The 24,965-nt window shown below is 60.7% G+C and carries 23 protein-coding genes and 1 pseudogene; 13 read left to right on the forward strand and 11 right to left on the reverse strand.

The genetic code is table 11. The annotated features are described in order from the left end of the window. The first annotated feature begins 4 nt into the window (after window positions 1–4). Window positions 5–1,060 (forward strand): tetratricopeptide repeat protein, encoded by a 1,056-nt coding sequence (locus tag CKW07_RS07890; protein WP_095144375.1) that lies wholly within the window; start codon window positions 5–7, stop codon window positions 1,058–1,060. A gap of 65 nt (window positions 1,061–1,125) precedes the next feature. Here CKW07_RS07890 and CKW07_RS07895 read toward each other — a convergent pair whose 3' ends face one another. The 4 genes from CKW07_RS07895 to CKW07_RS07910 all read right to left on the reverse strand — a co-directional run bounded on the left by CKW07_RS07895 (window position 1,126) and on the right by CKW07_RS07910 (window position 7,061). After that, complete coding sequence (locus CKW07_RS07895; protein ID WP_095079059.1) at window positions 1,126–1,503, reverse strand: response regulator; 378 nt, start codon at window positions 1,501–1,503, stop codon at window positions 1,126–1,128. Window positions 1,504–1,582: 79 nt separating this feature from the next. Further along, the gene (locus CKW07_RS07900; protein WP_095144376.1) at window positions 1,583–2,764 is read right to left on the reverse strand and encodes a hybrid sensor histidine kinase/response regulator; all 1,182 of its coding nucleotides are present in this window, start codon (window positions 2,762–2,764) and stop codon (window positions 1,583–1,585) included. Further along, the gene (locus CKW07_RS07905) at window positions 2,758–3,585 is read right to left on the reverse strand and encodes a protein-glutamate O-methyltransferase CheR (RefSeq protein WP_095144377.1); all 828 of its coding nucleotides are present in this window, start codon (window positions 3,583–3,585) and stop codon (window positions 2,758–2,760) included. The genes CKW07_RS07900 and CKW07_RS07905 overlap by 7 nt, the downstream gene beginning before the upstream one ends. After that, complete coding sequence (locus tag CKW07_RS07910; RefSeq protein ID WP_095144378.1) at window positions 3,585–7,061, reverse strand: response regulator; 3,477 nt, start codon at window positions 7,059–7,061, stop codon at window positions 3,585–3,587. The genes CKW07_RS07905 and CKW07_RS07910 overlap by 1 nt, the downstream gene beginning before the upstream one ends. Window positions 7,062–7,311: 250 nt before the next feature. Between CKW07_RS07910 and CKW07_RS07915 the strand changes: the two genes are divergently transcribed. Both CKW07_RS07915 and CKW07_RS07920 read left to right on the forward strand, forming a co-directional pair. After that, window positions 7,312–7,677 carry a response regulator gene (locus CKW07_RS07915; RefSeq protein ID WP_095144379.1) on the forward strand — a complete coding sequence of 122 codons (366 nt, stop codon included), beginning with the start codon at window positions 7,312–7,314 and terminating at the stop codon, window positions 7,675–7,677. 98 nt (window positions 7,678–7,775) lie between these two features. Further along, complete coding sequence (locus tag CKW07_RS07920) at window positions 7,776–9,071, forward strand: glycosyltransferase (RefSeq protein ID WP_095144380.1); 1,296 nt, start codon at window positions 7,776–7,778, stop codon at window positions 9,069–9,071. A gap of 49 nt (window positions 9,072–9,120) precedes the next feature. Here CKW07_RS07920 and CKW07_RS07925 read toward each other — a convergent pair whose 3' ends face one another. Beyond that, a complete protein-coding gene (locus CKW07_RS07925) occupies window positions 9,121–10,422 on the reverse strand; it encodes an OprD family porin (protein WP_095144381.1) in 1,302 nt (433 codons plus the stop codon). A gap of 331 nt (window positions 10,423–10,753) precedes the next feature. Here CKW07_RS07925 and CKW07_RS07930 point away from each other — a divergent pair, with 331 nt between their 5' ends. From CKW07_RS07930 to eco, 3 genes are all read left to right on the forward strand, one after another. After that, window positions 10,754–11,017, forward strand: a complete 264-nt coding sequence (locus CKW07_RS07930; RefSeq protein ID WP_095144382.1) for a DUF2790 domain-containing protein — start codon at window positions 10,754–10,756, stop codon at window positions 11,015–11,017. A gap of 91 nt (window positions 11,018–11,108) precedes the next feature. Next, window positions 11,109–11,507 carry a hypothetical protein gene (locus CKW07_RS07935; protein ID WP_095144481.1) on the forward strand — a complete coding sequence of 133 codons (399 nt, stop codon included), beginning with the start codon at window positions 11,109–11,111 and terminating at the stop codon, window positions 11,505–11,507. A gap of 110 nt (window positions 11,508–11,617) precedes the next feature. After that, window positions 11,618–12,097, forward strand: coding sequence for a serine protease inhibitor ecotin (eco, locus tag CKW07_RS07940; RefSeq protein ID WP_095144383.1), 480 nt, complete (start codon window positions 11,618–11,620; stop codon window positions 12,095–12,097). 26 nt (window positions 12,098–12,123) lie between these two features. Here eco and ilvA read toward each other — a convergent pair. Beyond that, window positions 12,124–13,119: pseudogene (gene ilvA, locus CKW07_RS07945) on the reverse strand (threonine ammonia-lyase, biosynthetic); the annotation flags it as partial. Between the two features lie 247 nt (window positions 13,120–13,366). On the opposite strand from ilvA, the gene CKW07_RS07950 reads away from it, so the two are divergent. After that, entirely contained in the window at window positions 13,367–13,702 is a 336-nt protein-coding gene (locus CKW07_RS07950; RefSeq protein ID WP_095144385.1) for a DUF2834 domain-containing protein, read from the forward strand. On the opposite strand, the gene CKW07_RS07955 is transcribed toward CKW07_RS07950, so the two are convergent. The 5 genes from CKW07_RS07955 to CKW07_RS25195 form a co-directional block, all read right to left on the reverse strand. Further along, entirely contained in the window at window positions 13,686–14,750 is a 1,065-nt protein-coding gene (locus CKW07_RS07955; RefSeq protein WP_095144386.1) for an asparaginase, read from the reverse strand. The genes CKW07_RS07950 and CKW07_RS07955 overlap by 17 nt on opposite strands. Before the next feature lie 119 nt (window positions 14,751–14,869). Then, window positions 14,870–16,015, reverse strand: a complete 1,146-nt coding sequence (locus CKW07_RS07960; RefSeq protein WP_095144387.1) for a PQQ-dependent sugar dehydrogenase — start codon at window positions 16,013–16,015, stop codon at window positions 14,870–14,872. Between the two features lie 51 nt (window positions 16,016–16,066). Continuing rightward, window positions 16,067–16,444 (reverse strand): hypothetical protein, encoded by a 378-nt coding sequence (locus CKW07_RS07965; RefSeq protein ID WP_095144388.1) that lies wholly within the window; start codon window positions 16,442–16,444, stop codon window positions 16,067–16,069. 167 nt (window positions 16,445–16,611) lie between these two features. Beyond that, complete coding sequence (gene lpxO / locus CKW07_RS07970) at window positions 16,612–17,511, reverse strand: lipid A hydroxylase LpxO (protein WP_095144389.1); 900 nt, start codon at window positions 17,509–17,511, stop codon at window positions 16,612–16,614. 170 nt (window positions 17,512–17,681) lie between these two features. Beyond that, the gene (locus CKW07_RS25195) at window positions 17,682–17,876 is read right to left on the reverse strand and encodes a hypothetical protein (protein ID WP_141234437.1); all 195 of its coding nucleotides are present in this window, start codon (window positions 17,874–17,876) and stop codon (window positions 17,682–17,684) included. 384 nt (window positions 17,877–18,260) lie between these two features. Here CKW07_RS25195 and CKW07_RS07975 point away from each other — a divergent pair, with 384 nt between their 5' ends. From CKW07_RS07975 to gltS, 6 genes are all read left to right on the forward strand, one after another. Continuing rightward, on the forward strand, window positions 18,261–19,364 hold the full coding sequence (locus CKW07_RS07975; RefSeq protein ID WP_095144390.1) for an AI-2E family transporter: 1,104 nt from the start codon (window positions 18,261–18,263) through the stop codon (window positions 19,362–19,364). A gap of 18 nt (window positions 19,365–19,382) precedes the next feature. Continuing rightward, entirely contained in the window at window positions 19,383–20,924 is a 1,542-nt protein-coding gene (locus tag CKW07_RS07980; protein WP_095144391.1) for an efflux transporter outer membrane subunit, read from the forward strand. Beyond that, complete coding sequence (locus CKW07_RS07985; RefSeq protein WP_095144392.1) at window positions 20,917–22,041, forward strand: HlyD family secretion protein; 1,125 nt, start codon at window positions 20,917–20,919, stop codon at window positions 22,039–22,041. The genes CKW07_RS07980 and CKW07_RS07985 overlap by 8 nt, the downstream gene beginning before the upstream one ends. Continuing rightward, window positions 22,031–23,053, forward strand: a complete 1,023-nt coding sequence (locus CKW07_RS07990) for a DUF2955 domain-containing protein (protein ID WP_095144393.1) — start codon at window positions 22,031–22,033, stop codon at window positions 23,051–23,053. The genes CKW07_RS07985 and CKW07_RS07990 overlap by 11 nt, the downstream gene beginning before the upstream one ends. A gap of 10 nt (window positions 23,054–23,063) precedes the next feature. Further along, window positions 23,064–23,513, forward strand: a complete 450-nt coding sequence (locus CKW07_RS07995; protein ID WP_095144394.1) for a potassium channel family protein — start codon at window positions 23,064–23,066, stop codon at window positions 23,511–23,513. Window positions 23,514–23,694: 181 nt separating this feature from the next. After that, complete coding sequence (gltS, locus tag CKW07_RS08000) at window positions 23,695–24,909, forward strand: sodium/glutamate symporter (RefSeq protein ID WP_095144395.1); 1,215 nt, start codon at window positions 23,695–23,697, stop codon at window positions 24,907–24,909. The last annotated feature ends 56 nt before the right edge of the window (window positions 24,910–24,965 follow it).

Raw genomic sequence — 24,965 nt, forward strand, 5'->3', positions numbered from 1 at the left:
CTGCATGCCCAAGCCTCGCCGCTATTTGATCATCAGCCTGCTTGCCCTGTTTGCCATCGCCGTCGCCTGGTTTTCCCTGCACGATTCCGCCCCCCAGGTGCCTGAGACCATCAAGCGCGGCTACAGCGAAGCCCTGGAACGGGCGCGCAACGGCAAGCCCGGTGCGGCCCGTGTGCTCTATCAACAACTGGCCCGCCCGGACCTCTCGGACAAGCGGCGCGTCTGGCTGCATGCCGAACTGCCCAATTACCCCAGCCCGCAGGCGTTGAAACTGGCGGATGCGGACTTGCTCAACTCATCGGTCGCGGTCCGCCAGGCCGCGATCAAGAGCATTGTCGGGCTGGTTCCCAGCGGCCAGCGCAGTCTGTTGCTCGGCCCGTTGCTCGACGACAGCGAGCAAACCGTGCGTTTTGCTGCCGCCAGCGCCTTGCTTGGCCTGTCGCCCGACGACCTGGGGTTGTATTTCGGTCCCTTGCAGCAAGTCATCGATGAATATGAGCAGTCGCTGAAAAGCCAGCCCGTCACCGCGCAAAGCCAGTATCAGCTGGCACGCCTGCACCTGCACAACGCCGAACTCAAGCAAGCGCAGCAGGCGCTCGATGCCACCTTGCGCCTGGACCCGGGGAATCTGCCGGCACTGGTGTTGCAGATCGACGTGCTGGATAAGCAGGGGCAAAGCGAAGCGGCCCAGCAGTTACTGGCCAGGCAGCTCAAGGCCCAACCCGATTCGGCTTACCTGCAGCACGCCCTGGGGATGTGGCTGCTGCATCACGGGCAGAACGAGTTCGCCCTCCTCGGGCTGTCCAGGGCCGTGGAGCTGGAACCCAATAACAAACAATACCGCTACGACCTGGCGACAACCCTGCATGAGGAGCAGGAGTTGGAGGCGGCGCAAAAACAGCTGCAAGAGATCGTTCAGCGCCATCCCGCCGACCGCAAGGCCCGGGTATTGCTGATCAACTACTGGAAGGAAAGCGGCCAGTTGCAGAATGTCCAGGTATTGCTGGCACAGCTTGAGCAGATGAATCCGGACGACCCCGCCTTGCAGCAAGGCCTGTAACCTGCCCAGGTACAACGCGTGCCGGGCGCTCGATCAGGGTCAAGCGCCGCAGTCTGGGGGAAGGTTCAGGACAGCATTTCCTGCATCAGTTCCTGCAGCTCGTCCAGGTCGAAGGGTTTGGCCAGGATCGGCGCTTTCTGCGCAATGGGGCTGCCCGACTCGCGAATTTCCTGCGGATAACCGCTGATGAAGATCACTTTCAGTTCCGGCCGCAGCTTCACCGCGGGCTCGGCGATTTGTACCCCCGAGATGCCGCCAGGCAACCGGTAGTCGGTGATCATCATGTCCAGATGGGGCTTGCTGGCCAGAATCGCGAAGGCCTCCTCGCCATCCACGGCCTGCAACACCCGATAACCCTCACCCGACAGATACGCGGCGAGCACCATCAGGATCGAAGGATCATCTTCGACGATCAATACGACATCTTGTGCATCTTCACTCATGGGAAGCCTTTGTTCGGTCAATAGCTGTTATTACGACCCTAAGGTCATGCAGAGGTTGCGTTTTTTTTTGCCCGTCTTGCTACAGAGGCAGGCAAACACGGAACAACGCGCCTTGATCAATCTTGCTCTCGACACGGATGGTGCCACCGTGGGCCGCCACAATCTGCTCGCAAATGAACAGCCCTAATCCAAGGCCGGCCACCTCATTCCTGGTGCTAACCCGCTCGAACTGCTGGAAAATCCGCTTCTGGTTATCCTCGCTGATTCCCATCCCGGCGTCACGCACCTCGATCAAGGCCTGACCACCTTCAGGATAGACATGCACACTGATCGGCGCCTTGCCACCGTAACGCAAAGCATTGGTCAGCAAGTTGGACACCACCTGTTCGATACGAAACTCATCCCAGAGGCCTTCCACCGGCTGTCCGGCAACCAGCGTCACCGAAGCCTCGGCGGCTTCGATCTGGGGGGCAAAACTATGCACCACCCTACCCACCAGTTGCGCCAGGTCGAAACGACCCGGACGGATGGACAGCTTACCCGTGCGAATCCTCGACACATCGAGCATGTCTTCGATCAAGCGGATCAGACTCTTGATTTGCCGTTCGTCGCGATCGACCATCGCGTGCATCTTGTCCAGGGTGAAGGCGGCAGCGTTGTCCCGGGCCAGGTGCATCTTGCGCAACTGGGTTTCCAGAATCAGCCCGTTGAGGGGAGTACGCACCTCATGGGCCACGATCGACATGAAGTCGTCACGCATGCGCACCGCCCGCTCCAGCTCACCTTGTGTGGCTTGCAGTTGCTTGAGCAAGGTTTCCTGCTCGCGGCGGCTTTGCTCCAAAGCCTCCAGCTGCAACTTCATCGCCTTTTGCTGGCGATACAGATCGACAAATACCTTGACCTTGCTTTTCACCGCGTGGGTATCCAGCGGCTTGTGCAGGAAATCCACGGCGCCGCTTTCATAGCCTTTGAACACGTAGTTCGTTTCTCGACCGGCCGCACTGACGAACACAATCGGGATGTCCCGGGTCTTTTCGGTACCGCGCATCAGCTCGGCCAGTTCGAAGCCGTTCATGCCCGGCATCTGCACATCGACAATGGCCAGGGCGAACTCGTGTTGCAGCAGCAGCGACAAGGCTTTGTCGGCCGACTGCGCCGGGTAGATGGTGTGATGTTCACCGGCAATCAACGCCTTGAGTGCCAGCAGATTCTGCGGCAGGTCATCGACGATCAGCACGTTGGCCTGGATCTGACTCAGCATTTTCGGTAGATCCGTTCTTGTTTGACCAAGGGCTCGAACTGTTGGCCGTACGCGGAGAACTCAAGGGTCTCCTTGCTGCCCAGCGCCAGGAAGCCGCGATGGCACAGCGATTCATGAAACAAGCCAAAAGCCCGATCCTGCAGCTTCTTATTAAAATAAATCAATACGTTACGACATGAAATGAACTGGACTTCGGAAAACACGCTGTCCGTTGCCAGGCTGTGATCGGCAAAGGTCACGTGCTCGCACAGGCTCTTGTCGAAAATCCCGTGGTCATAGGCGGCCGTGTAATAGTCGGCGAACGAGCGCCGGCCACCGGCCTGCTGATAATTTTTGGTGTAGGCGCGGATGTTTTCCCGGGAGAAGATGCCCCGCCGGGCCTGTTCCAGCGACCGCGGGTTGATGTCGGTCGCGTAAATGAGGGTGCGTTCCAGCAATCCCTCCTCGCGCAACAGAATCGCCAACGAATAGACCTCCTCCCCGGTGCTGCAACCGGCGATCCAGAGCTTGATCGAAGGATAGGTCTTGAGCAGCGGCACCACTTCCTGGCGAATCGCCAGAAAGTGCGCCGGGTCGCGAAACATCTCACTGACCGGAATCGTCAGCAGTTGCAGCAACTGCATGAACGCGGTCGGGTCGTGCAGCACCCGCTCCTGCAAGGCAGAGATGGTCCTGCACTCGAACTGAGGCAGCGCGTGGTTGACCCGACGCTGAATCGACGCTGCGCAATAATCGCGGAAATCGTAACTGTACTTGAGATAGATCGCTTCGATCAGCAACCTCAGTTCGATCTCGCAAGCTGCACCCGTGTTGCGCTCCACTAAACTCTTTCCATCTTCGGTAGCCACACGCGAACCAGCGAGAACAGGCGATCCAGGTCGATGGGCTTGGCCAGGTAGTCATTGGCACCCGCTTGCAGGCAGCGCTCCTGATCATCCTTCATCGCCTTGGCGGTGACGGCAATGATCGGCAGCTTGCGCCAGCGCGGCTCCTGGCGAATCCGGGCCGTAGCTTCAAGCCCGTCCATCTCCGGCATCATCACGTCCATCAGCACCAGGTCGATGTCCTCGACTGCATTGAGTTTTTCCAGCGCCTCGCGGCCATTGCGGCCAATGACCACGATGGCGCCCTTTTGCTCCAGGGCACTGGTGAGGGCAAAGATGTTGCGCACGTCATCATCCACCAGCAGCACCTTGCGACCTTCGAAGAGCCGGTCATGGCTGCGGGCAGTCTTGAGCATCCTTTGCCGCTCATGGGACAAGCGGGATTCGACTTTGTGCAGGAACAGGGTCACTTCATCCAGCAAGCGCTCGGGAGAGCGCGCGCCCTTGATGATGATCGAGCGTGAATAGCGGAGCAGTTCCGCCTCTTCATCACGGGTCAGGTTGCGCCCGGTGTAGACAATGACCGGCGGGAACGAGCAGATGTCTTCGCTGGACATGCGTTTGAGCAGATCGTTGCCGAGCATGTCTGGCAGTTTCAGGTCGATGATCATGCAGTCGTAGAGGTTTTCGCGCAGCAGGTCCAGCGCTTCCTGGGCAAGCCCCACGGCAGTGATCTCGATGTCATCGTCGCCGATCAGGCGGGCAATGCTGTCGCGTTGCAGGTCGTCGTCTTCAACCAGCAGCACCCGCTTGACCTTCTGCGTCAGCTTGGCCTCCAGGCGTGCAAACACACCCTTGAGCTCTTCGCGGGAGGTCGGTTTGACGGCATAGCCAACCGCGCCCATGTGCATGGCGGCCTCGACACGGTCCTCGACCGAGATCACATGGACCGGAATATGTCGGGTGTCGGCCTGTTCCTTGAGGCGCTGCAGCACGGTCAGGCCGGAGTGGTCCGGCAAGCGCATGTCCAGCAGGATCGCATCGGGCAGGAACTGTGTGGCCAGCTCATAGCCTTCGTCGGCACCATGGGCCACCAGGCACTGATACCCCAGCTCATGCGCCAGATCGAAGAGGATATGCGCAAAACTGACCTCGTCCTCCACCACCAGAATGCACCGACCGGTAAACGGCGCATTGCCGCGGTCATCGGCAAAGCGTGGTGCCTGTGGTGTGACAGCCCGGGGTTTGCCTGGCGCCGCGGGTGCAGGCGAGGCAGCCTTCATCGATTGAATCCGCTGCGCATCGTCTTCAACGTAACGCTCAGGCAGCACCAGGGTGAAGACACTGCCCTGCCCCGGCTCGCTGCTGACGCTGATCGATCCGCCGAGCAAGGCCGCCAGGTCCCGCGAGATCGACAACCCCAGCCCCGTGCCACCGTAACGACGATTGGTGGTGCCGTCGGCTTGGTGGAACGCCTCGAAAACACTTTCAAGCTGATCGCTGGCAATACCGATCCCCGAATCGCGAACCACAAAGCCGATACCGGCGTCCGGCTGGCGGATGACGGTGAGGCTGACCGTGCCCTTTTCGGTGAACTTGATCGCGTTCGACAACAGGTTCTTGAGCACCTGTTCCAGGCGCTGGGGATCGGTGAACAGTATCGGCGCTGCATCCGCCTGCACTTGAGCCGTGAACACCAGTTGCTTGTCGGCGGCCAGGGGCACGAACATCCCGCGCAGGCCATCTACCAGCCGCGCGACGCGGGTGTTCTGCGCACGTATCTCCAGCTTGCCGGCCTCGACTCTGGAAATGTCGAGGATGTCATTGATCAGGTTCAGCAAGTCGTTGCCGGCCGAGTAGATCGACTCGGCGTACTGCACTTGTTCGGCACTGAGGTTCTCTTGGGGGTTCTCGGCCAGCAGTTTGGCCAGGATCAACGAACTGTTCAGCGGTGTGCGCAACTCATGGGACATGTTGGCCAGGAACTCGGACTTGTACTTGCTCGAACGCTGCAGTTCTTCGGCACGCTCTTCGAGCTGGGCCTGGGCCTGGTGCAACTCGGTGTTTTTCAGGTCCAGGACATCGCGCTGCTCGGCCAGGGTGAGTGCCTGGTCTGCCAGTTGCTCGTTGGTCTGCTCAAGCTCGACCTGCTGGGTTTCCAGGTGGGCCTGGGACTCCTTGAGAATCCGCGACTGTTCCTCCAGCTCCTCGTTGGCCGCCTTGAGCTCTTCCTGCTGCACCTGCAACTCTTCGTTGAGCTGCTGGGTTTCGGCCAGCACCTCCTGCAGGCGCTGGCGATAGCGCGCCGCCTCGAGCGAGGTGCCGATGTTGCCGGCAATCAGCTCCAGCAGTTCGACATCGCGCTCGTCCAGGGCACGCAAAAAGCCCAGCTCGATCACCCCGTTGACCTGGTCGTCGTTCGTGGCAGGCACCACCAGCACGCTGCGGGGTGCCCCCTCACCCAGTCCTGAGCTGACTTTGAAATAGTCGCCCGGGACATCGTCCAGACGGATCAAGCGACCTTGCCGGGCGGCCTGTCCGGCAATGCCTTCGCCGCTGGCGATCGATTGTTCACGCGCTTGCTGCTCACGGGAGAAACCATAAGTGGCCACCCGAACAAGGCCGCCATGATCGTCCTTCACATACAGGGCCGCGACGACACTGCCCAGGTACTGCGCACAAAACTGCAGGATACTGCGCCCCAACAGGTTCAGCGTCAGCTGACCGAGGACCTGCTCTGCCAGTTCGGTCTGCCCCTTGCGCAACCAGGCTTGCTGTTCCAGGCGCCGAGCGCTCTTTTGTTGCGCGGCCAGGTTGGCACTGTAGCTTTTCGAAAGGCTGACCAGGTCGCGGCGCCCGACGTAGGCCAGCAGGCCGCTGATGCCGACGATGAACAGCACGTACAGGGAGATGCTCCAGATCGTCGTGCGACGAACCTCTTCGTTGCGCGTGGCACGCAACTGTTGCTCCATGCCGGTGACGTCTTCGTACTGTTTGCGGATTTCGTCGGTCAGGCGCTTGCCACGACCGGCCTTCACCACCGCGCGGTAGTCGCCGCTGCTACGCTGCAGGTCGATCATCGTTTGGGCATAGGCATTCCACTCGGTTTGCAACGCCTCGATCCGACGCAACCGGTCAAGTTGTATCGGGTTGTCCGCCGTCAGCTCCTGCAAGGTGTTAAGCGCCACCATGATTCGCGGCTTCGCCGTTTCATAGGGGTCAAGGAAGTGCGCGTCACCGGTCAACAGATAACCGCGCATGCCGGTTTCCAGGTCAACCGTCAGCTTCACCGCTTCGTTGGCGTTATTGATCACCCGGTCGGTATGCTCGACCCTCTGCATGACCGACATCAGGTAGGTGATCAGGGAGACAAAGAACACCACGCTGAGGACACCCAGCCCCAGCGGCAAACTGACGTTACGACTCAGGAGTTTGCGAAAGCTCTGCTCATCAACCGAAGACGAAGCGTTCATTGGGAGGCCTTGGTGAACTGTCGTAAGAGAAGGAGTTTGCCCCAAAAGCGAATGTGGGATCCATGTTTCTGACAGCCTAGCCAGCAATTGCCGGTATTGCCCTCCAATGATCCCGAGACGCGCAAGACCGCGCCCGATTCCTGTACATTAACGCTTTGCTGTACCGCTTTGCGCACGTGTCGGGTTTGATCAATGATGCCGGGCAGTGTGATGGCCCCGGTCACCGAGCGCCCTTTTGAGAACAGCCCTTATGTCCGTCACCGCCACCATCCTTGTCGTCGAAGACGACGCCATCGTGCGCATGCTGATCGTCGATGTGCTGGAGGAACTGGCGTTCAAGGTGCTTGCGGCCGAAGGCAGCACGGACGCCTTGATCCTGCTGGAAAACCAGTCGAATACGATCGACCTGCTGATGACCGATGTGGGCTTGCCGGATATGGATGGCAAGGAACTGGCCATGCGCGCCCGCGAACTGCGCCCCAACCTGCCGGTTCTGTTTGCCAGTGGTTATGCCGCAAGCATTGAAGTACCTGACGGCATGTCGGTGATTGGCAAGCCATTCTCCATCGATCAACTGCGCGACAAGGTCAAAAGCCTGCTGGGTGACGCCCACTAGAGGGCACTGTCGCCGCCCAGCCTGCAAATGCCTGGGCTGTGGTTTAATGGCGCCCCCGCACCTCCCTGCCCACCTGCCGTTTCAAGGAAATACCGCTCATGAGTCCGTCTCGCGCAACCAAGGTCCTGGTCATTGGTTACGTCTGGCCCGAACCGCGCTCATCCGCCGCCAGCGGTCACGTCATGCAAATCCTCGAAACCTTTCTCCAGCAGGGTTGGGACATTACCTTCAGCAGCCCCGCAGGCGTCGGCGAGCACAAGGCCGACCTGCTGTCGATGGGTATCAAGGAACAGCCCATCGAGCTCAACAACAGCAGCTTTGATACCTTCGTCAGCCAATTGGCACCGGATATCGTGCTGTTCGACCAGTTCATGATGGAGGAACAGTTCGGCTGGCGCGTTGAAAAACACTGCCCCGATGCACTGCGTGTCCTGGAAACCTCGGACCTGCAAAGCCTGCGTCACGCTCGCCACCAGCGTTTGAAAGACCGCCTGAAGGCCAGCGACGACCACAATGATTTCACCTCGCTGTTTGCCCCTGCGCTGGCGCAGGAGTTTGCCCTGATGGCCGACACCGAACTGGCCAAGCGGGAAATTGCCGCACTGTTACGCTGCGACCTCAACCTGATGATCTCGGAAGTGGAAATCCAGTTGCTGGTGGAGCATTTCTCAGTACCACGCAGCAGTGTGCATTGGTGTCCATTGATGCTCGACCCGCCGGCGCAAGCCTTCGTGCCTTTTGAAGACCGTGCGCATTTCCTCAGCATCGGCAACTTCCGCCACGCACCGAACTGGGACGCCGTGCTCTGGATGAAAACCGCCATCTGGCCGCTGATCCGCCAACAGCTGCCCGGTGCGCAACTGCACATCTACGGCGCCTATACACCGCCCAAGGCCACGGCCTTGCACAATCCGGCACAAGGGTTTCACGTCATGAATTGGGCCGAAGACGCCCTGCAGGTCATGTCGGCCGCACGCATCTGCCTCGCGCCCCTGCGCTTTGGTGCAGGGATCAAGGGCAAGATCTTCGATGCGATGCTCTGTGGTACACCGAACATCACCACCCCGACCGGCGCTGAAGGCATGTCCGGGGACATGCCCTGGGCCGGGGAAATTGCCGAAAGTGCCGAGGCCATCGCCCAGGCGGCGGTGCGCCTGTATCAGGACAAGGCACTGTGGACCCGGGCCCAGGATGCCGGCGTACAGCTGCTCGACGCCCGTTACCGGCAGAGCGTCCATGGTCCGGCGCTGATCGACCGGTTGCAGCACTGCCGTGACAACCTGCTGGCGCTGCGTCGGGAGAACTTTATCGGTGGCATGCTGCGTCATCATCAACACAAGAGCACGCAATACATGTCGCAGTGGATTGAAGAGAAAAACCGCAACACCCGGTGACGCCCATCAAGGTCGACCAGCGATCGCGCTCACACTGCCCGCCCAAGACTCACAGCAGCGAAAAGTTGTAGCTGACGATCAGCCGGGTCTCATCCACATCCCGGGCGAACTGTTCGTAGTTGGTGCGGTAGGTCGCACTGCGCAGGCGCAGGCTCACATCCTTGAACGCCCCGCTTTGCACCACGTACTTGAGCTCGCTGTCGCGCTCCCATTCCTTGCCTTCCTGCTCGCTGCCGGCGACCTTGATGTGATCGCCGTTCACGTAACGGGTCAGGAAGCTCAAGCCATTGATACCGATGGCCTTGAAGTCGTAGTCGTAACGCAGCTGCCAGGAGCGTTCCTGGGCCGCGGCGAAGTCATTGACCTGCACGTAGTTGACCAGATAGGGGTTGCTGCCATCCAGGTACGGCATCGAGTTATCGCCGATCATGCGCTGCCAGCCAGCACTGAAGGTGTGGCCGCTGACGGCATAACCCAGCATGCCGCTCAGGGCGCGGTTGTCGATGGCGCCGGCACGGGCGGCACCGCTGTCGGCACTGCTGAGCACCCGCAGATCGGCCTTCAACGAGCCCGCCGCCAAGGGTTGATTGGCCAGTACGCCCAGGAAGTGCTGGCGATAGATGTCTTCCAGTTCGCCATACTGGTACTGAGCGCTCAGGCGATCATTGAGCTTGTACTCCACGCCGTACAGATCGAAGTGATCGGCCGTCACGTTGCAAGCGTAACGCTTGTTCTTGCAATGCAGGCGGATGTCCTGGGCATCCGTGGAATCCCGGGCGGTGTACTGGTTGAGGCGGGCGCCGGTGAAGGTCAGGTTCTTCAGCTCCCTGGAGGTGAGCAGCGCACCGTTGAACATCGTCGGCAACAAGCGGCCATCGTTGTACTTGATCAGTGGTAGGTCCGGCAGCAGTGCGCCGTACTTCAGTACGCTGCGGAACGCCCGGACCTTGGCGGTCAGGCCCAGCTTGGCGTATTGGTCTGCGGAACCGCGCGGGCTATTGCCGGACGACGGCAAAAGGCCGCTGTTGCTGCTGTCGGGACTGGAGTCGAGCTTCAAACCCAGCATCCCCAGCGCATCGACGCCAAACCCCACGGTGCCTTCGGTGTACCCCGACTGCAGATTGAGAATGAAGCCCTGGGCCGACTCTTCGCGCTTCGAGGCGCCCTGCGGGTTGGAGGTGTGGCCATCACGAAAGTCGCGATTGAAGTACACCGTGCGCGCCTCGACGGTGGCACTGCTGTCTTCAATGAAACCACTGGCCTGGCCCTGAGTGGAAAAACCGGCGCACAACAAGGCGGCGCCGACGCCCAGAACCGGGCACGACGTGATGAGGGGAAACGGGGGACGCATGACAAAAGCTCCAGCAGTGCATCTTTGCGACGGGACAATCAGCCAACACAAATAGCGTTCATCCAGCAAACCACTGTCTGCCGGAATGAAATGAAAAGTTACAAGGTGATCGCCAATGGTGGCATATGGCCCCATATCGTCACAGGCGACTTTAGTCTGAAACCATCGCCACCTATCCGGGCAGCCTCATCGCGCGCGCCCGTCATCTATGCTTAACCCTGCTACCCAACAGTGGCTGAACCGCGTTCGTGCCAGACATTCCGACACCCTGCGCGGCAGGGCCGGCATCTGCGGATGTCGTGCCAATCCTGGTCTGCTCCGGAGATGTGTCATGAACATGCGCACCCTGCTGGCTATTGCGGCCCTCACCTGCACCGGATACGCCGGGCTGGTGCTGGCCGACACCGCACCGTCCCAAGCCGTGCCCTATCACTACGGCATGCCGCTGCACGTGAACAAAGTGCTTTCCATGACCGAACCCACCACAACGGACTGCAAGGTGGTAACCGCCGAAATGACGTTCATCGACAACGCTGGCAAACAGGAGAGTATCCGTTATCAGAAACTCTCGGAGGCCTGCAGTTACCAAAACTGAGTGAAGCGGGTCACGACAACTATTGACGATGGGCGAGCGCCGGGCCAAAGGTTATGCTTTGGCCTGCCCTCCGCTGCCGCAAGGATTCGCCATGCCGTTGTCATTTCGTACCCTCGCTACCCTTACCACCGCACTGTGTTTTGTACTCGCGCTGATCTGGGGCTTGATCCCCGAGTTCATGTTGTCGATCTGGGGGGTTGCCTACGACAACACCGCAGGCTTGATGGCCAGACGCGGAGCCATGTTGTTCGTGACCCTGGGCGTGATGTTCTTCCTGGCACGCCATGCACCGCCTTCCACTGCCCGCTCCGCCATGAGCAGTGGTGTGGTCATCGGGCTGTTCGGTCTGGCAGTACTGGGCTTTAGCGAATGGCTCAATGGCCGCGCCGGTCCCGGCATCCTGCTGGCGGTAGTGGTCGAGATCGCGCTGGGCGCGGCCTTTCTCCAGACTCGGCGCGACTGCGTCGAACTCACGCAATCCGTTGATTGAGCCGCCTGAACGCCTGACACTCAAGCCCGTCAATGCACCCGGTTTGCATTGACAGGCCCATGGGGCAGAATGCTCGCGTTTTTTGAATCAACCACAAGCAAGGAGGCGTCATGCGCTCATCTACCCTTACCGCCACGGCCGCTCTGCTGATCGGCCTGTCCACCCAGGCCGTTGCGGCCAAACTTGAAGACGTTGCGCCCTTCCCCAAAGCCGAAAGTGGCTTTACCCGCCAGGTCATTCATCTTGCCCCGCAAGCCCGTGAAAACAATTACCAGGTCGAGATCCTCGCTGGCAAAACCCTCGCCGTGGACTGCAACCAGCAACGTTTGGGTGGCATCCTCGAAGAGAAAAACCTCGAAGGCTGGGGCTATCCCTTCTATCGCATGGATAATGTCATCGGCCCGATGAGCACCCTGATGGCCTGCCCCGATGGCAAGCGCACACAGGACTTCGTACCGGTGGTCGGCGATGGCTTCATGTTGCGTTACAACAGCAAGCTGCCGATCGTGCTCTACGTGCCCAAGGACATCGAAGTGCGCTACCGGATCTGGTCGGCCGCCGACAAGGTTGAAAAAGCGACTCAAGAATAAAGCGCCCCGTCTCCCCGCGCGCAGCTCAATGCAGCGCGCTCGGCCACGTGACGCAAGCTGTCGAAGTTGATATTGGCGCCTGAATCGATCGCTACCAGCGTCTGCCCCCGCACGCCCTGTTGCGCGACATACTGCTTGATGCCCGCCACGGCCAACGCGCCGGAAGGCTCGGTGATCGAGCGGGTGTCGTCATAGATGTTCCTGATCGCGGCGCACAGTTCATCATCGCTGACAGTCAACACCTGGTCGACGTAATCGCGACAGATCTGGAAGCCATACGCGCCGATCTGCGCGACCGCGACACCGTCAGCGAAGATGCCCACACTCGGCAGCACCACCCGTGCTCCCGCTTGCAATGCTGCCTGCAAGCACGCGGAATGCTCGGACTCCACACCGATGATGCGGATATCCGGCCGCAGGTATTTGACGTACGCCGCGATACCGGCGATCAGGCCGCCGCCCCCCACCGGAACGAAAATCGCATCCAGCGGCCCCTGGTGTTGGCGCAGGATTTCCATGGCCACGGTGCCCTGGCCGGCGATCACATCCGGGTCGTCGAAGGGCGAGACGAAGGTGCGACCGGTTTGCCGGGCCAGGTTCAAGGCGTACTCCAGGGCGAACGGAAAACTGTCGCCATGCAGCACCGCATCCGCGCCACGGCTACGCACTCCGATGACCTTGAGCGCAGGGGTTGAGGTAGGCATGACGATGGTCGCCTCGATCCCCAGTTCCCGTGCCGCCAGCGCCACACCTTGCGCATGATTGCCGGCCGACGCCGTGATCACGCCACGGGCCTTTTGTCCGTCGCTCAGTTGCGCCAGCTTGTTGCAGGCACCCCGAATCTTGAAGGAAAAGGTCGGTTGCAGGTCTTCGCGCTTGAGCAGAATCTGGTTGCCCAACGCCTCGGACAATGCCGGCGCGACCTGCAACGGCGTGCGCACCGCCAGTTGGTAAACCGGGGCGGCGAGGATTTTTTTCACGTAATACTCAAGCAGGGCCTGAGCGGTCGTCGGGGTGTCCATCAACGTCTCCTGGTGGTGTTCAAGGCTCCCGGAGACAGAAAATGAAAACCCGCCTCAAGGGCGGGTTCGGTGCAGCCGTCAGCTAGCCCGCCAAATCAGGAATGGCGGTAATAATGCTTGGCTGGCAACGCAGTGCAGTGAAAGTCATGACTGGAAATTAGCCGCGTGCTGATGGCAAGTCAATGGCCAACTTTGCCTACGGTGAGTTAGTCTGCAAAAACTGCTCATTGACCCAAGGAAGGCCTCCATGAAGTCTGTCGCGCTACCGTTGATCGCCCTGCTCGCCTTTACCGGCTACACCCTTGCCGTGATGCTCCAGGCCGAACAGTCATTGATTGATTTCGGCATCGGCCTGATGTCCCGCACGGACACGGCCCAGGTGGTGATCGACCTCTATCTGCTGGCCACGCTGGCGGGTATATGGATGTACAAGGACGCCCGCGACCGAGGCCAGTCAGCGTGGTCCGTACTGCCATACCTGCTGCTTACCGCCGTGTTCGTTTCCGCGGGGCCGCTGTTGTACCTGGTGGTGCGCGGCCTTCGCACCAGCAAGACCCGCCCGGTCGCTACGCAACAGGCGTGATGGACCCAGGGTCTGATGCCTGACGGGGAGCCAGTGCAAAGGTCAGTGCCATTCGCCCCGTTGGCACCTTCATGGTGTTCATCATCGGGGGGTGGTGCCAGGCACTGAGTTGCTGGCGTTGCTCGGCAGAACCGATATTCAGCTGTTCCAGCACCTCACAGACCACGGCATACAAAACACCCTGGTGACCGTCTTCGACTTTCACGGCGATACCCCGTGCCGGCTGGCCATCGCTGCCACGCACACCAATGGCGTAACTGGCGTCGGCCCCCACCTTGCCCACCAGTTGGCCGGCGTAGGCTTTCATCAGCGCAGTGCAGAAACGCCCCTCCCCGGCGACCAGTTCCGGGTGCCGGGTCATCGCCTGGTAGATTCGCGCCAGTGCGGCTTCACGGGGCGTCGTGGTGTCACTGGCCGCCGCCAGTTTGGCAAACAGCAAGGCCAGACGGTCGAGCGCAAACGCGGGAGTCGGCAGGTTACAGCCATCGATTGCCCATTGGATGCTTCCGGCGCGCACTTCGCAGACCGCGGCGACGGTGTCCATCACCCGGCGTTGCAGCGGATGCTGCGCAAGGTGATACCCCTCCAGCGGTTGTCCCAGGGCTTTGGCCGCCGCCAGCATGCCCGCGTGCTTGCCCGAGCAGTTGCTGCACGCGGGGGTGGGTTGAAAGTCGCGTCTGATCCAATCGAGATAGACCGCATCGCCTATCGGTGGGTGACCGCCACAGCGCATGTCCGCCTCGGTGGCACCCGACTTTGCGAGCAGATCGCGCGTCAGGCGAATATGCCGCTCTTCACTGCTGTGTGACGCGCACATCAAAGCCAGGTCCGACTCATCCAGGCCAAATGCTTCCAACGCACCGGTTTCCAGGATCGCCAATGCTTGAGCGGGCTTGACCGCCGATCTGGTCAGGGTCATGCGAAGCGGGTTACCAAAGCCACACAGCAACTGCCCTTGGGCGTCGACCACGGCAATGTGCGCCATATGGGTGTTCTCCACCGCTTCACCCCGGTAGACGATCGCGGCAATCGAGTCTTGCGTGTTCATTCAAACGCTCCCTGGTTCAAGTACTGGATGTCTCGACCATCGTCGGATGTGTCAGTCAGTGCAAGGGTGTCGACCAGACACGGCCTGCGGCCTCATGCCCCCACACCCTGTACGCTCACCTACAGACCGATCTTGTACAACGCCCCGTCGTCTTCATCCGTGAGTATATAAAGATAACCATCCGGCCCTTGGCGAACGTCGCGGATCCGTGCCTTGAGTTCGCCAAGCAAGCGCTCTTCATGCACCACCTTGTCGCCATCGAGTTGCAGGCGAATCAACTCCCGGGTCGCCAGGGTGCCAATGAACAGATTGTGCTGCCAGGCCTTGAAGCGGTCCGCGTCGTAGAACGCCATGCCACTGATTGCCGGCGACTGCTCCCAGACATGCAGCGGCCCCACCGTACCCTCGGCGGTTGTGCCCCCGGCTTCGGGGATGGGTAATCCCGAGTAGTCGATACCGTGGGTCGCCGTGGGCCAACCGTAGTTCGCCCCTCGCTCGATGAGGTTGACCTCATCGCCGCCTCTGGGGCCGTGCTCGTTTTCCCAGAGCTCGCCAGTCCAGGGGTTCAGCGCCGCACCTTGCGGATTGCGCTGGCCATATGACCAGATTTCCGGGCGCACTCCGGCTTGACCGACAAAGGGGTTGTCCTTCGGTACCTGCCCGTCGGAATGGATTCGCACGACCTTGCCTTGAAGCTTGTCGAGGTCTTGGGCGGTCTCCCGGACATTGTTCTCGCCCAGGGTGATGAACAGGTAACCGTCGCGATCGAACACCAGCCGTGAGCCGAAATGATTGCTGGTGGAGAGCTTGGGCTCCTGGCGAAAAATCACCCTGAAGTCGTTGAGCGCCGTCAGGTCCGCGGATAAGCGGCCACGCCCCACCGCCGTGCCGGCCTTGCCGTCCTCGCCACCGCCTTCGGCGTAGGACAGATAGACCATGCGATCGACCTTGAACTGTGGCGACAACACGACGTCGAGCAATCCCCCCTGGCCTTTGGCCCACACCTGGGGCACGCCACTGAGCGGTGCTGAACGCTTGCCCTCGGCACTGACCACTCGCAGGTCACCGGGGCGCTCGGTCACCAGCATGCCCTGCTGGTCGGGCAGGAACGCCAGCGCCCAGGGATGCACCAGGCCCCGAGTGACTTGCGTGACCTTGAGGGTGCCCTGTTCACTCGGCAACTGTTGGGTTTGCACGGCGAGCAGCGGCATCGAGGTCAGCAGCGCGCTGGCGCACAAGGTTGCCTGAAGCGATTTACGCAACATGTTCAGTTCCTTTTGAAATGGATGTTCGACCTGCGGTGAGCCCCCCCCCTTTCAGCGGTTACTGGTGTCCGGGTCTCTGTGGGGAGGTGCCGGGGAAACATAGGGTTTCACCGTCGGCGGCGTGGCTCCGGGCCGTGGATAGCCATTGCCAATGCCGCCGTTATCCAGGGTCGGCAGGCGGGGAACCGGCACGGTGTTGGGGGCGCGAATCGCCGGCGCAGCGGGCTGGGTGCCCTGCATGCTGTTGGGGTTAACTCGACGAATCGGACTGTTGTAGGGATTGTTTTGGGGGCTGCCGGGAAGGTTCTGCGCCAGCAGTACGGGATACCCCGCCACCGCAGCCCCGGTGTCGACCTCTACGCCCGCCAACGCCAGTGAACCCAGCAGACCTGAGGTCAGCGCGGCGATACCCAAGACAAACCTGTTCATGGTGGAGGTCCTCCAATACATGCAGACACGTTGTTCGATACCACGCTACGCCCAGGGTTCGACGCTGTGAAGGAAATACTCCCAAAGAAGATGTAACACCAACGAACCTTGCCGTCGGAAACCGCCGTGCCTGGCGCCAACGAATCGAGGCAGGCAGCGGGATCGCCTCAGATCAGCACGATAATGGCCAGCAACCCGCCGAAAATCGCCCACTTTTCCAGGTAGTAGAGCGTGCGGTTGCTCTTTTTCAACGCCTTGCCCCGCAGGCGTATCTTGTAGATCTTGCCGAATGCCCGATTCAAGCCACCGGTTCTGTCGCCCGCATTGTTGGGGGCACCTGCAGACGACATCACGGTGCGGCTGAACCAGCCATTGAACGCCGCCGCCCAGCGGTATTTCATGGGGCGTTCGATGTCGCAGAACAGAATGATACGGTTCTGCCTGGTGGTGTTCTCGGCATAGTGGATGTAGGTCTCGTCGAACATCACGGCCTCACCGTCGCGCCAGTGATAGCGCTCGCCGTCGACGTCGATGTAGCACCCTTCATCATTCGGCGTTTCCAGGCCCAGGTGGTAACGGTAACAGCCGGCATACGGATCCCGATGGCGAACCAGCCTGGAGCCCGGTGGCAACTCGGCGAACATCGCGGCCTTGATCGAACCGATGCTTTGCACCAGCTCCGTGGTAAGGGGGCACAGCTTGGTGGCCGAGGGGTGACTGTCGCCATACCACTTCAGATAAAAACGCTTCCAGCCGGACTTGAAGAACGAGTTGAAGCCCACGTCGTCGTATTGATCCGAACGCTTGATCTCCCCGGCCCGCAGCAGGCTCTGTCCTTCGGCGCGGATTGCCTGCCAGTTGGCCTGCAACGGGCTCAGGTCCGGAAAATCAGCGGGGTCCAGGTACGGCTTGTTGGGGAGCCTGGAGAACAGATAGAGGAAGCAGTTGATCGGCGCCAGGAAGCTTGAGTGATCGCTTAGCTGGCGACCCAACTTGTGCCGGATACGGCCACGCAGATGCACATACGCGATGGATAAAACGTAGAGGGAAATAAAGATGAGCTTCACGAAAAATCGTCACACGTCAGAGAAATACCTGCTGCGCACCACTGGGCAGATCGGAACGCAACGTCTGAAATTCAATAGCCAGAGGCTTAGCAAAGTGCCAGTTCAAGGCAATTGGCCGGTATTTTAGACATACTTTGTAACTCAGGGTTAACACCCAAGTGTGAAAAACCTTATGGTTTTTGTGTCGCCGGGGGCGTCTGTTCGTCGCGACCGACATCGCGCGCTCCCGCAGCCTGCCCCTGATCATGGAAGACACTCTGCCGGCCTTTGGTGCGCTGCCCCGGCACCTGATAACGCAGCGTTGCGGTGCGCTGCACGCCCCGTAAATAATTGTTTTTGATAAAGATTGATTGGGCATCGAGCACGATTTTCGCCCTAATGCGCGCCGAGGACGGTTAGCGGGGGAGCCAATGGAAGAGACACGGCTGTTCCGCCCGGGCGCTCTACGAGTACCGGCGGGTGCTGACCCTCCTCACTCCTTCTTTTCTTGAAATTTTTTGCCCTGCGCAAGCGAAAGCACACGCGGGGCATTTTTTTGTCGGTCTCGATGCCCATGGACGTGTTTGATGATTTGTGACGCCCCCCCCTTCCTGACAGTCCCACCATCGCTTCCTGACAAAGAGGTCGCGATCAAGCGACTGATCACTTATTCCGATTCCCGCACATATTCGCCATCTAGTACAAGTTGAGCGTCTATGCTGCATTTAGCCACCTCACACCTTTGCTGACCGCCGTCGGAGGCCTTCCCCATGATCCCCTCGCCCATCACCGAGAAGAGTTTGTCTCGGAATATGCTTGATGTACTGATTCGAGCAGGACTACTCACCATTCTGGCGATGTTCTGCTTCCGCATTTTCAGTCCGTTCCTGGATTTGATGCTGTGGTCGATCATCCTGGCAATCACTCTCTATCCACTGCATATCAAGTTCAAGAACCGACTGGGCCTGAGCAGCGGACACACCGCCACCCTGCTCGTACTGATCGCCGTTGCCATCCTGATGGTGCCGATCTATCTGCTGGGTACGTCCCTGGTGGACTCGGTGGAAAGTGCCATCGCCGTCGTCAAGAGCGATACCGTTCAGGTTCCACCACCACCCGAGGCCCTTGCCAGTTGGCCATTGGTAGGCAAACCCCTGAATGCCCTGTGGATGCAAGCCTCCAACGACCTGCCCCTGCTGATACAAAAGTACATCCCCGAAATCAAGGGCTTCAGCCTCTCGCTGCTGGGCAAGCTTGCCGGAGCCAGCATGGGCTTCCTGATTTTCATCTTCGCCCTGATCATCGCGGGGATCTTCATGGCCTATGGCCAAGCCGGTAGCCGGAGCGCGGTGAGCATTGTTTCGCGCATTTGCGGCCCGGACCGGGGCCCTAGCATCACCGTACTGTGCACCGCCACCATTCGCGCAGTGGCGCTGGGTGTGATCGGTATCGCCTTCATTCAAATGCTGCTGGTGGGTGCCGGCCTGATATTCAAGGGCATTCCCGGTGCAGGCCTGCTGGCCCTGGCGGTACTGCTGCTGGGCATCATGCAGCTGCCAGCGACCCTGATTACCATTCCGGTGATCATCTTCGCCTTCGCCACTGACGGTCCGACTACCGGGACCATTGTGTTTTCCATCTTTGTGTTTGTCGCAGGCCTGGTCGATAACGTCCTCAAGCCACTGCTGCTGGGACGTGGTGTCGATGTACCGATGCCGGTGGTGTTGATCGGCGCATTGGGCGGCATGGTCACCGGGGGCATCATTGGTCTGTTTATCGGCCCGGTCGTGCTGGCGGTTGCCTATCAACTGTTCTGGCAATGGGTTGGTGACCAACCGCAAGACAAGGGGTCGAGCGACCAGACGAAGGCCTGACGCGACATGACGCATAGCATGTCCCTATCCGGTCCCGGGCGGTTACTGTTGATCGGCGCACTTGGCCTCAGCGGTTGCATGCAGGTGGGACCGGACTTTAAGCCGCCGGCCGAGCCGTGGATGGAGCATTGGAGCAGCCCGCCGGTCGAGCGGGCCAGCCAACGCGCACAGAACCCGGACTTGCGCCAGTGGTGGCAGATATTCACCGACCCGGTGCTCGATCGCCTGATTGCCGAGTCGGACGCCCACAACTCGAATCTGAAGATTGCCGGCTTGCGGGTGATGGAGGCCCGCGCGCAACTGGGTATCGCCCAAGCCGGGCGCTACCCGCAGGTGCAACAGGTCGGCGCCGACAGCCTGTATGTTGATCGCGACCAGTCGGCGGGCCGCAACCCGCAAGACAGTCATTTCTGGCAATACAGCGCCGGCTACGATATTGGCTGGGAGATGGATTTCTGGGGGCGCTTCAGTCGCGCCATCGAGTCATCCGATGCCAGCTACTTCGCCGCCCAGGCCAACTATGAGGACGTCCTTGTGCTGTTGCGCGCACAAGTGGCCGATACCTACTTTGCCTTGCGCACCACCGAAGCCCGACTGCGTGTAGCCCGCGACAACGCGGAGCAACAAAAGCGCAGCTTTGAGATTACCGAGAAACTGTTCCAGAGCGGGCAAAGTGCCGAGCTCGACGTGCAACAGGCCAAGACCCAGTACCTGGGTACCCTGAGCAGCATTCCCAGCCTTGAAGACCAGGCGTTGCGTGCCCGCAACGCGCTGGCCGTACTCATTGGCCAGCCGCCCAGCGCCCTGTCCATGCTGGTGACCAACACCGGCCTGATCCCGCTGGTTGACCGGGCGGTGCTGCAGGACGTGCCGGCCGAACTGCTGTTACGCCGACCGGACGTGCGCGCCGCCGAACTGAACGTCGCGGCCCAGTCAGCCCTGATTGGCGTGGCCGAGTCCGACTTCTATCCCTCGTTGTCGCTGCTGGGCAGCATTGCCTGGTCCGCCAACTCGCTGGGTGGCACCTCCAATAGCCTGGACCTGGTGGGCGGCCCCAGCTTGCGCTGGAATGTCTTCGACTTCGGGCAGATCACTAACAATGTGCGGGTGCAGGATGCCCGCCTTCAACAATTGATCGAGGCCTACCGCGACAAAGTCCGCCAGGCCGCGCGCGAGGCCGACGACGCCGCCACCGGCTTGAACAAGGCGCTTGAACGCGAGCGCATCCTGCGCGACTCGGCCCTGGCGGCCAAGCGTTCGCTGGTGCTGGCCAATGCCCTGTATCGGGAAGGCTACTCGGACTTCCAGCGGGTGCTGGACTCCCAACGTGCCTTGCTGCAGCAAGAGGACAACTATCTGCTCAGTCGCGCCGATGCCGTGAGCAACTTGATTGCCCTGTACAAGTCGCTGGGTGGCGGTTGGTACAGCGCCCTGCCGAAAGTCGATCCCGGCACTCGCCAACTGATGGAAAAACGCACCGACTGGGGCGACATGCTGGATGAGTCCACCCCCGCACCACCGTCCCCTCTCGCGCCAAACAAGGTAAACGACCATGACTGAAGCCCCCCAGCCCGCCGCCAAGACGCCAGAGCCGGTGGCCGATCCGGTGAATAAGGGCGTCAAATGGGTGTTGCTGCTGATTGTGCTGAGCCTGGCCTGGTACCTGCTGGCCGACCGCTTCACCCCCTATACGCAACAGGCCCGCGTAGGGGCCTTTGTGATTCCGGTCGCCTCGGAAGTTTCGGGCCGGGTGATCCGGGTCAATGTCCGCAACAACCAGGACGTCAAGGCCGGCGATGTGCTGTTCGAGGTGGATCAGCAGCCGTACCAGATCGCCGTCGATCGCGCGCGCTCGGACCTTGACTCGACTCGTCGCCAGATTGCTGCCAGCACGGCCGGGATTGCCTCGGCACAAGCCTCCTTGCGCGCCGCCCAGGCCAACGAACTCAAGACCAAGCAGGACAATCAGCGCCTCGAGGGCCTGTACCGCCAGGACCCGGGGACGATCTCCGTACGCCTGCTGGAAGTTTCGCGGGCCAATCGTGAGCAGGCGGTCAGCCAGGTCGCCGCCGCGCGGGCCGAAGTGCAACGAGCCCGCGAAACGGAAGGTGGCAGTGACGAAGACAACGCGATGCTGCGCAGCGCCGCCTCGGCCCTGGAAAAAGCCCAACTGGATCTGGCCAACACCCAGGTGCGCGCCAGTTCTGCGGGGTTGATCACCGACTTGCGCACCGATGTCGGGCAATTTGCCGCCGCCGGCAACCCGGTCATGACCCTGATCGCCATCCACGACGTGTGGATCAGCGCCGACATGACCGAGAACAACCTGGGCCTGGTGGCCCCGGACACCCCGGTCTCCATTGTCCTCGACGCCCTGCCTGGCGAGGTCTTCGAAGGCCGGGTGCGCAGTATCGGTTATGGCGTGAGTGTCGGCCAGAGCACACCTCCCGGCTCACTGCCGACGGTGCAGAACAGCCGCGACTGGTTGCGTCCGGCGCAGCGCTTCCCGGTGATTATCGAGTTCGCCCCCGGTGCACTGGGCGAACTGCGTGATCTGCGTGGCATTCGTTCCGGCGGGCAGGCCGAGGTGATGGCCTTCCCTAGCTCCGGCAACCCGCTGAACCCGATCGGCCGCGTGTTCCTGCGATTCATGAGCTGGCTGTCCTATGCCTACTAAGCATGATCCTCGTGCCCAACGTACTCTGCGCCTGGCGACGGGCACGGCGTTGTGCCTGGCGATCAGCTTCGCGATGGAACTCTCGATCCCCTTCCTCGCGCCGGTGTTGTGCCTGCTGCTGGGCATGGCAAACCGGCCGTTATCCTTCAAGGCCGGGGTCGGCCTGGCACTGGCGGTGATGTTGACCACCGGTTGCGGACTGCTGCTGATCCCTGTGCTCGATTACTACCCGGCAACCGGGGTCCTGCTGATCAGCCTGGGGTTGTTCCTGGCATTCCGCCACGGCCTGCAGGGCGGCAACAACCTGATCGTCACTTTTCTGATGATTGGCTTGACCATGATTTCGGCAGCCGGTGTCGCCGATTTCGGGGCGGCGGTCGCGGTCATCGCCGCAATGGTCAGTGGCTTGTCGCTCGCCGTGCTGGCCGTAACGTGCAGCCATTGGCTGTTTCCCGAACCGGCCCAGCCCGCGCGACCACCCGCCACGGCCGCCATGCCGCCCGAGGAAGTCAACCGAGTGGCGTTGCGCGCCACCTTGATCGTGATCCCTACCTTCCTGCTGGCCCTGATCGACCCGAGCAAATACCTGCCGATCATCCTCAAGGCGGTCAGCCTGGGGCAGCAAAGCTCCACGACAAACGCACGCAACGCCGCTCACGAACTCCTGGGGTCGACACTGCTCGGCGGCGTGCTGGCCATCGCGTTCTGGTGCGCGCTCAGCCTGTTCGTGCACTTATGGATGTTTTTCCTGTGGATGCTGCTGTTCGGCTTGCTGGTCGGGCGCAAGCTGTATCGCCTGAGTCCGACATTGCAGACCCCCGGCTTCTGGCTCAATACCCTGATCACCATGATCATCCTGCTGGGCCAGTCGGTACAGGACAGTGCCGCCGGCAAGGACGTCTACACCGCGTTTGCCATGCGCATGGGGCTGTTCATCGTCGTCACCCTCTATGCCTGCCTGATGGTGTATTGGCTCGAGCAACGCCGACCCGCCCCTAAACGCGCCCACTGAGGAAATTGCAATGCTGCACAATCTGCTGGCCGGTATACCCGTGATGTTGCTCTGCCTGCTGCTGCAAGGCGTTTTCGTGACCGTCTGCCTGCGCCAATACGTGAGAATCCGTGAAGCCCATGCCGGACGGATCTCGCAATGGATGAACATGGTCCTGTTGTCGACCGCGATGCTGCTGATGCTGATCGGCAACTTTGTGCAAATCGGCATCTGGGCCGCGCTGTTCATGCTGATCGGCGAATTCGATGATTACACCACTGCCGTGTATCACTCAGGCGTCAACTTCGCGACCCTGGGTTACGGCGACATGGTCATGTCCCCGTCCTGGCGCCTGTTGGGCCCCATGGAAGCGGCCAACGGCATCCTGATGTTTGGCGTCTCGACCGCCGTGATGACCGCGGCGGTAATGGACGTGATCAAGCACACCGTGCAGAGCCTGGAAAAACGCGCCGGGCGCTAACTGATGTGGCGGCACCCGCTGAACGATTCAACCCGTCTGTTGCATTGACGGGTTGAATCCACAGCCACGAACGAACGTCAGCACGCCCTGCGCCACTACCTCCACTTTCATTGACAAATGTCTGGGTATTGTTCGGCCGGGTCTGAATAATACTTTTTTCAGGTTCATAAATAGGCTATCGATGACCGCCCAGCTTTTTCCTGTTCATGGTCTCGTGAGCTTCACGCTCGCCATCGTGCTGCTGTTTCTCGGCAAGACCATCGTCCAGCACACCACCTTGCTGCGCCAATACTGCATTCCCGAATCGGTCGTCGGTGGCTTCATCTGCGCAGCGGTAACTACCCTGCTCTACTACGGTCTCAACATCCAGATCGAATTCGAGCTGCAGGTACGCGACACACTGCTGTTGTATTTCTTTGCCGGCATCGGCCTCAAATCGGATGTACGCCAACTGATCAAGGGTGGGCGCCCGCTGCTGATCCTGGTCGTGCTCGCCGGCGTGTTCATCATCCTGCAAAACCTCCTGGGCATGAGTGTGGCCGAGGCGTTCGGGCTGGATCCCAAGGCAGGCCTGATGGTAGGTTCGATTGCCCTCACGGGAGGCGTTGGCACCACGCTGGCCTGGGCGCCGCTGTTCGTCGAAAAGCTGGGCATCCAGAACGCGCATGAACTGGGAATCGCCAGCAACACCATTGGCCTGATTGCCGCTTGCGTGATCGGTGGCCCTATCGCCAACCGTTTGATCCGCCGTTATCAACTAACGCCCTCAAAGGATCTCGCACTGGAAGTCGGCATTCTCGAGACACAGCCGAGCAAGCCATTGGATTATTACGATGTGCTCTGGGCCTGGATGTGGCTCAACCTGACCCTGATGCTCGGCTACGGACTCAACCTGCTGCTGGTCAAGGCCGGGGTCACTCTCCCCAACTTTGTCAGCTGCCTGTTCGCGGGCATCGTCATTCACCACCTGGTGTTGGCCCTGATCGGCGAACAGCGCCTGAAAACCTGGAGCGGCGCCAGCCAGGGCTTGTCGCTGATCTCCGATATCTGCCTGGGGATGTTTCTGACCATGGCCCTGATGGGGCTTCAGTTATGGCAACTCAGCGGCGCGCTGATGTTTATCCTGTGCACATTGACCCTGCAGATCACATTGAGCATTGCCTATACGCTACTGGTGGTCTTCCGCTTCATGGGCCGTGATTACGAAGCCAGCGTGATCGCCTCGGGATTCGGCGGCATTACCCTCGGCTCCACGGCGACCGCCATCGTCAACATGACAACCGTGACCCAGAAGTACGGTGCGGCTCACCAGGCCTTCCTCATCGTACCGTTGGTGTGCGGCTTTTTCATTGACCTGCTCAACGCCTTGATCATCGGCCTGTTCAGTGGCCTCTAGCGTCCTTCCAGGCGGTTTCGAACGGCTGCGGTCAAACGTGCCGCGGTAGAATCCGG

The sequence above is a fragment of the Pseudomonas sp. Irchel s3b6 genome (genome assembly GCF_900187415.1).
Lineage (GTDB): Bacteria > Pseudomonadota > Gammaproteobacteria > Pseudomonadales > Pseudomonadaceae > Aquipseudomonas.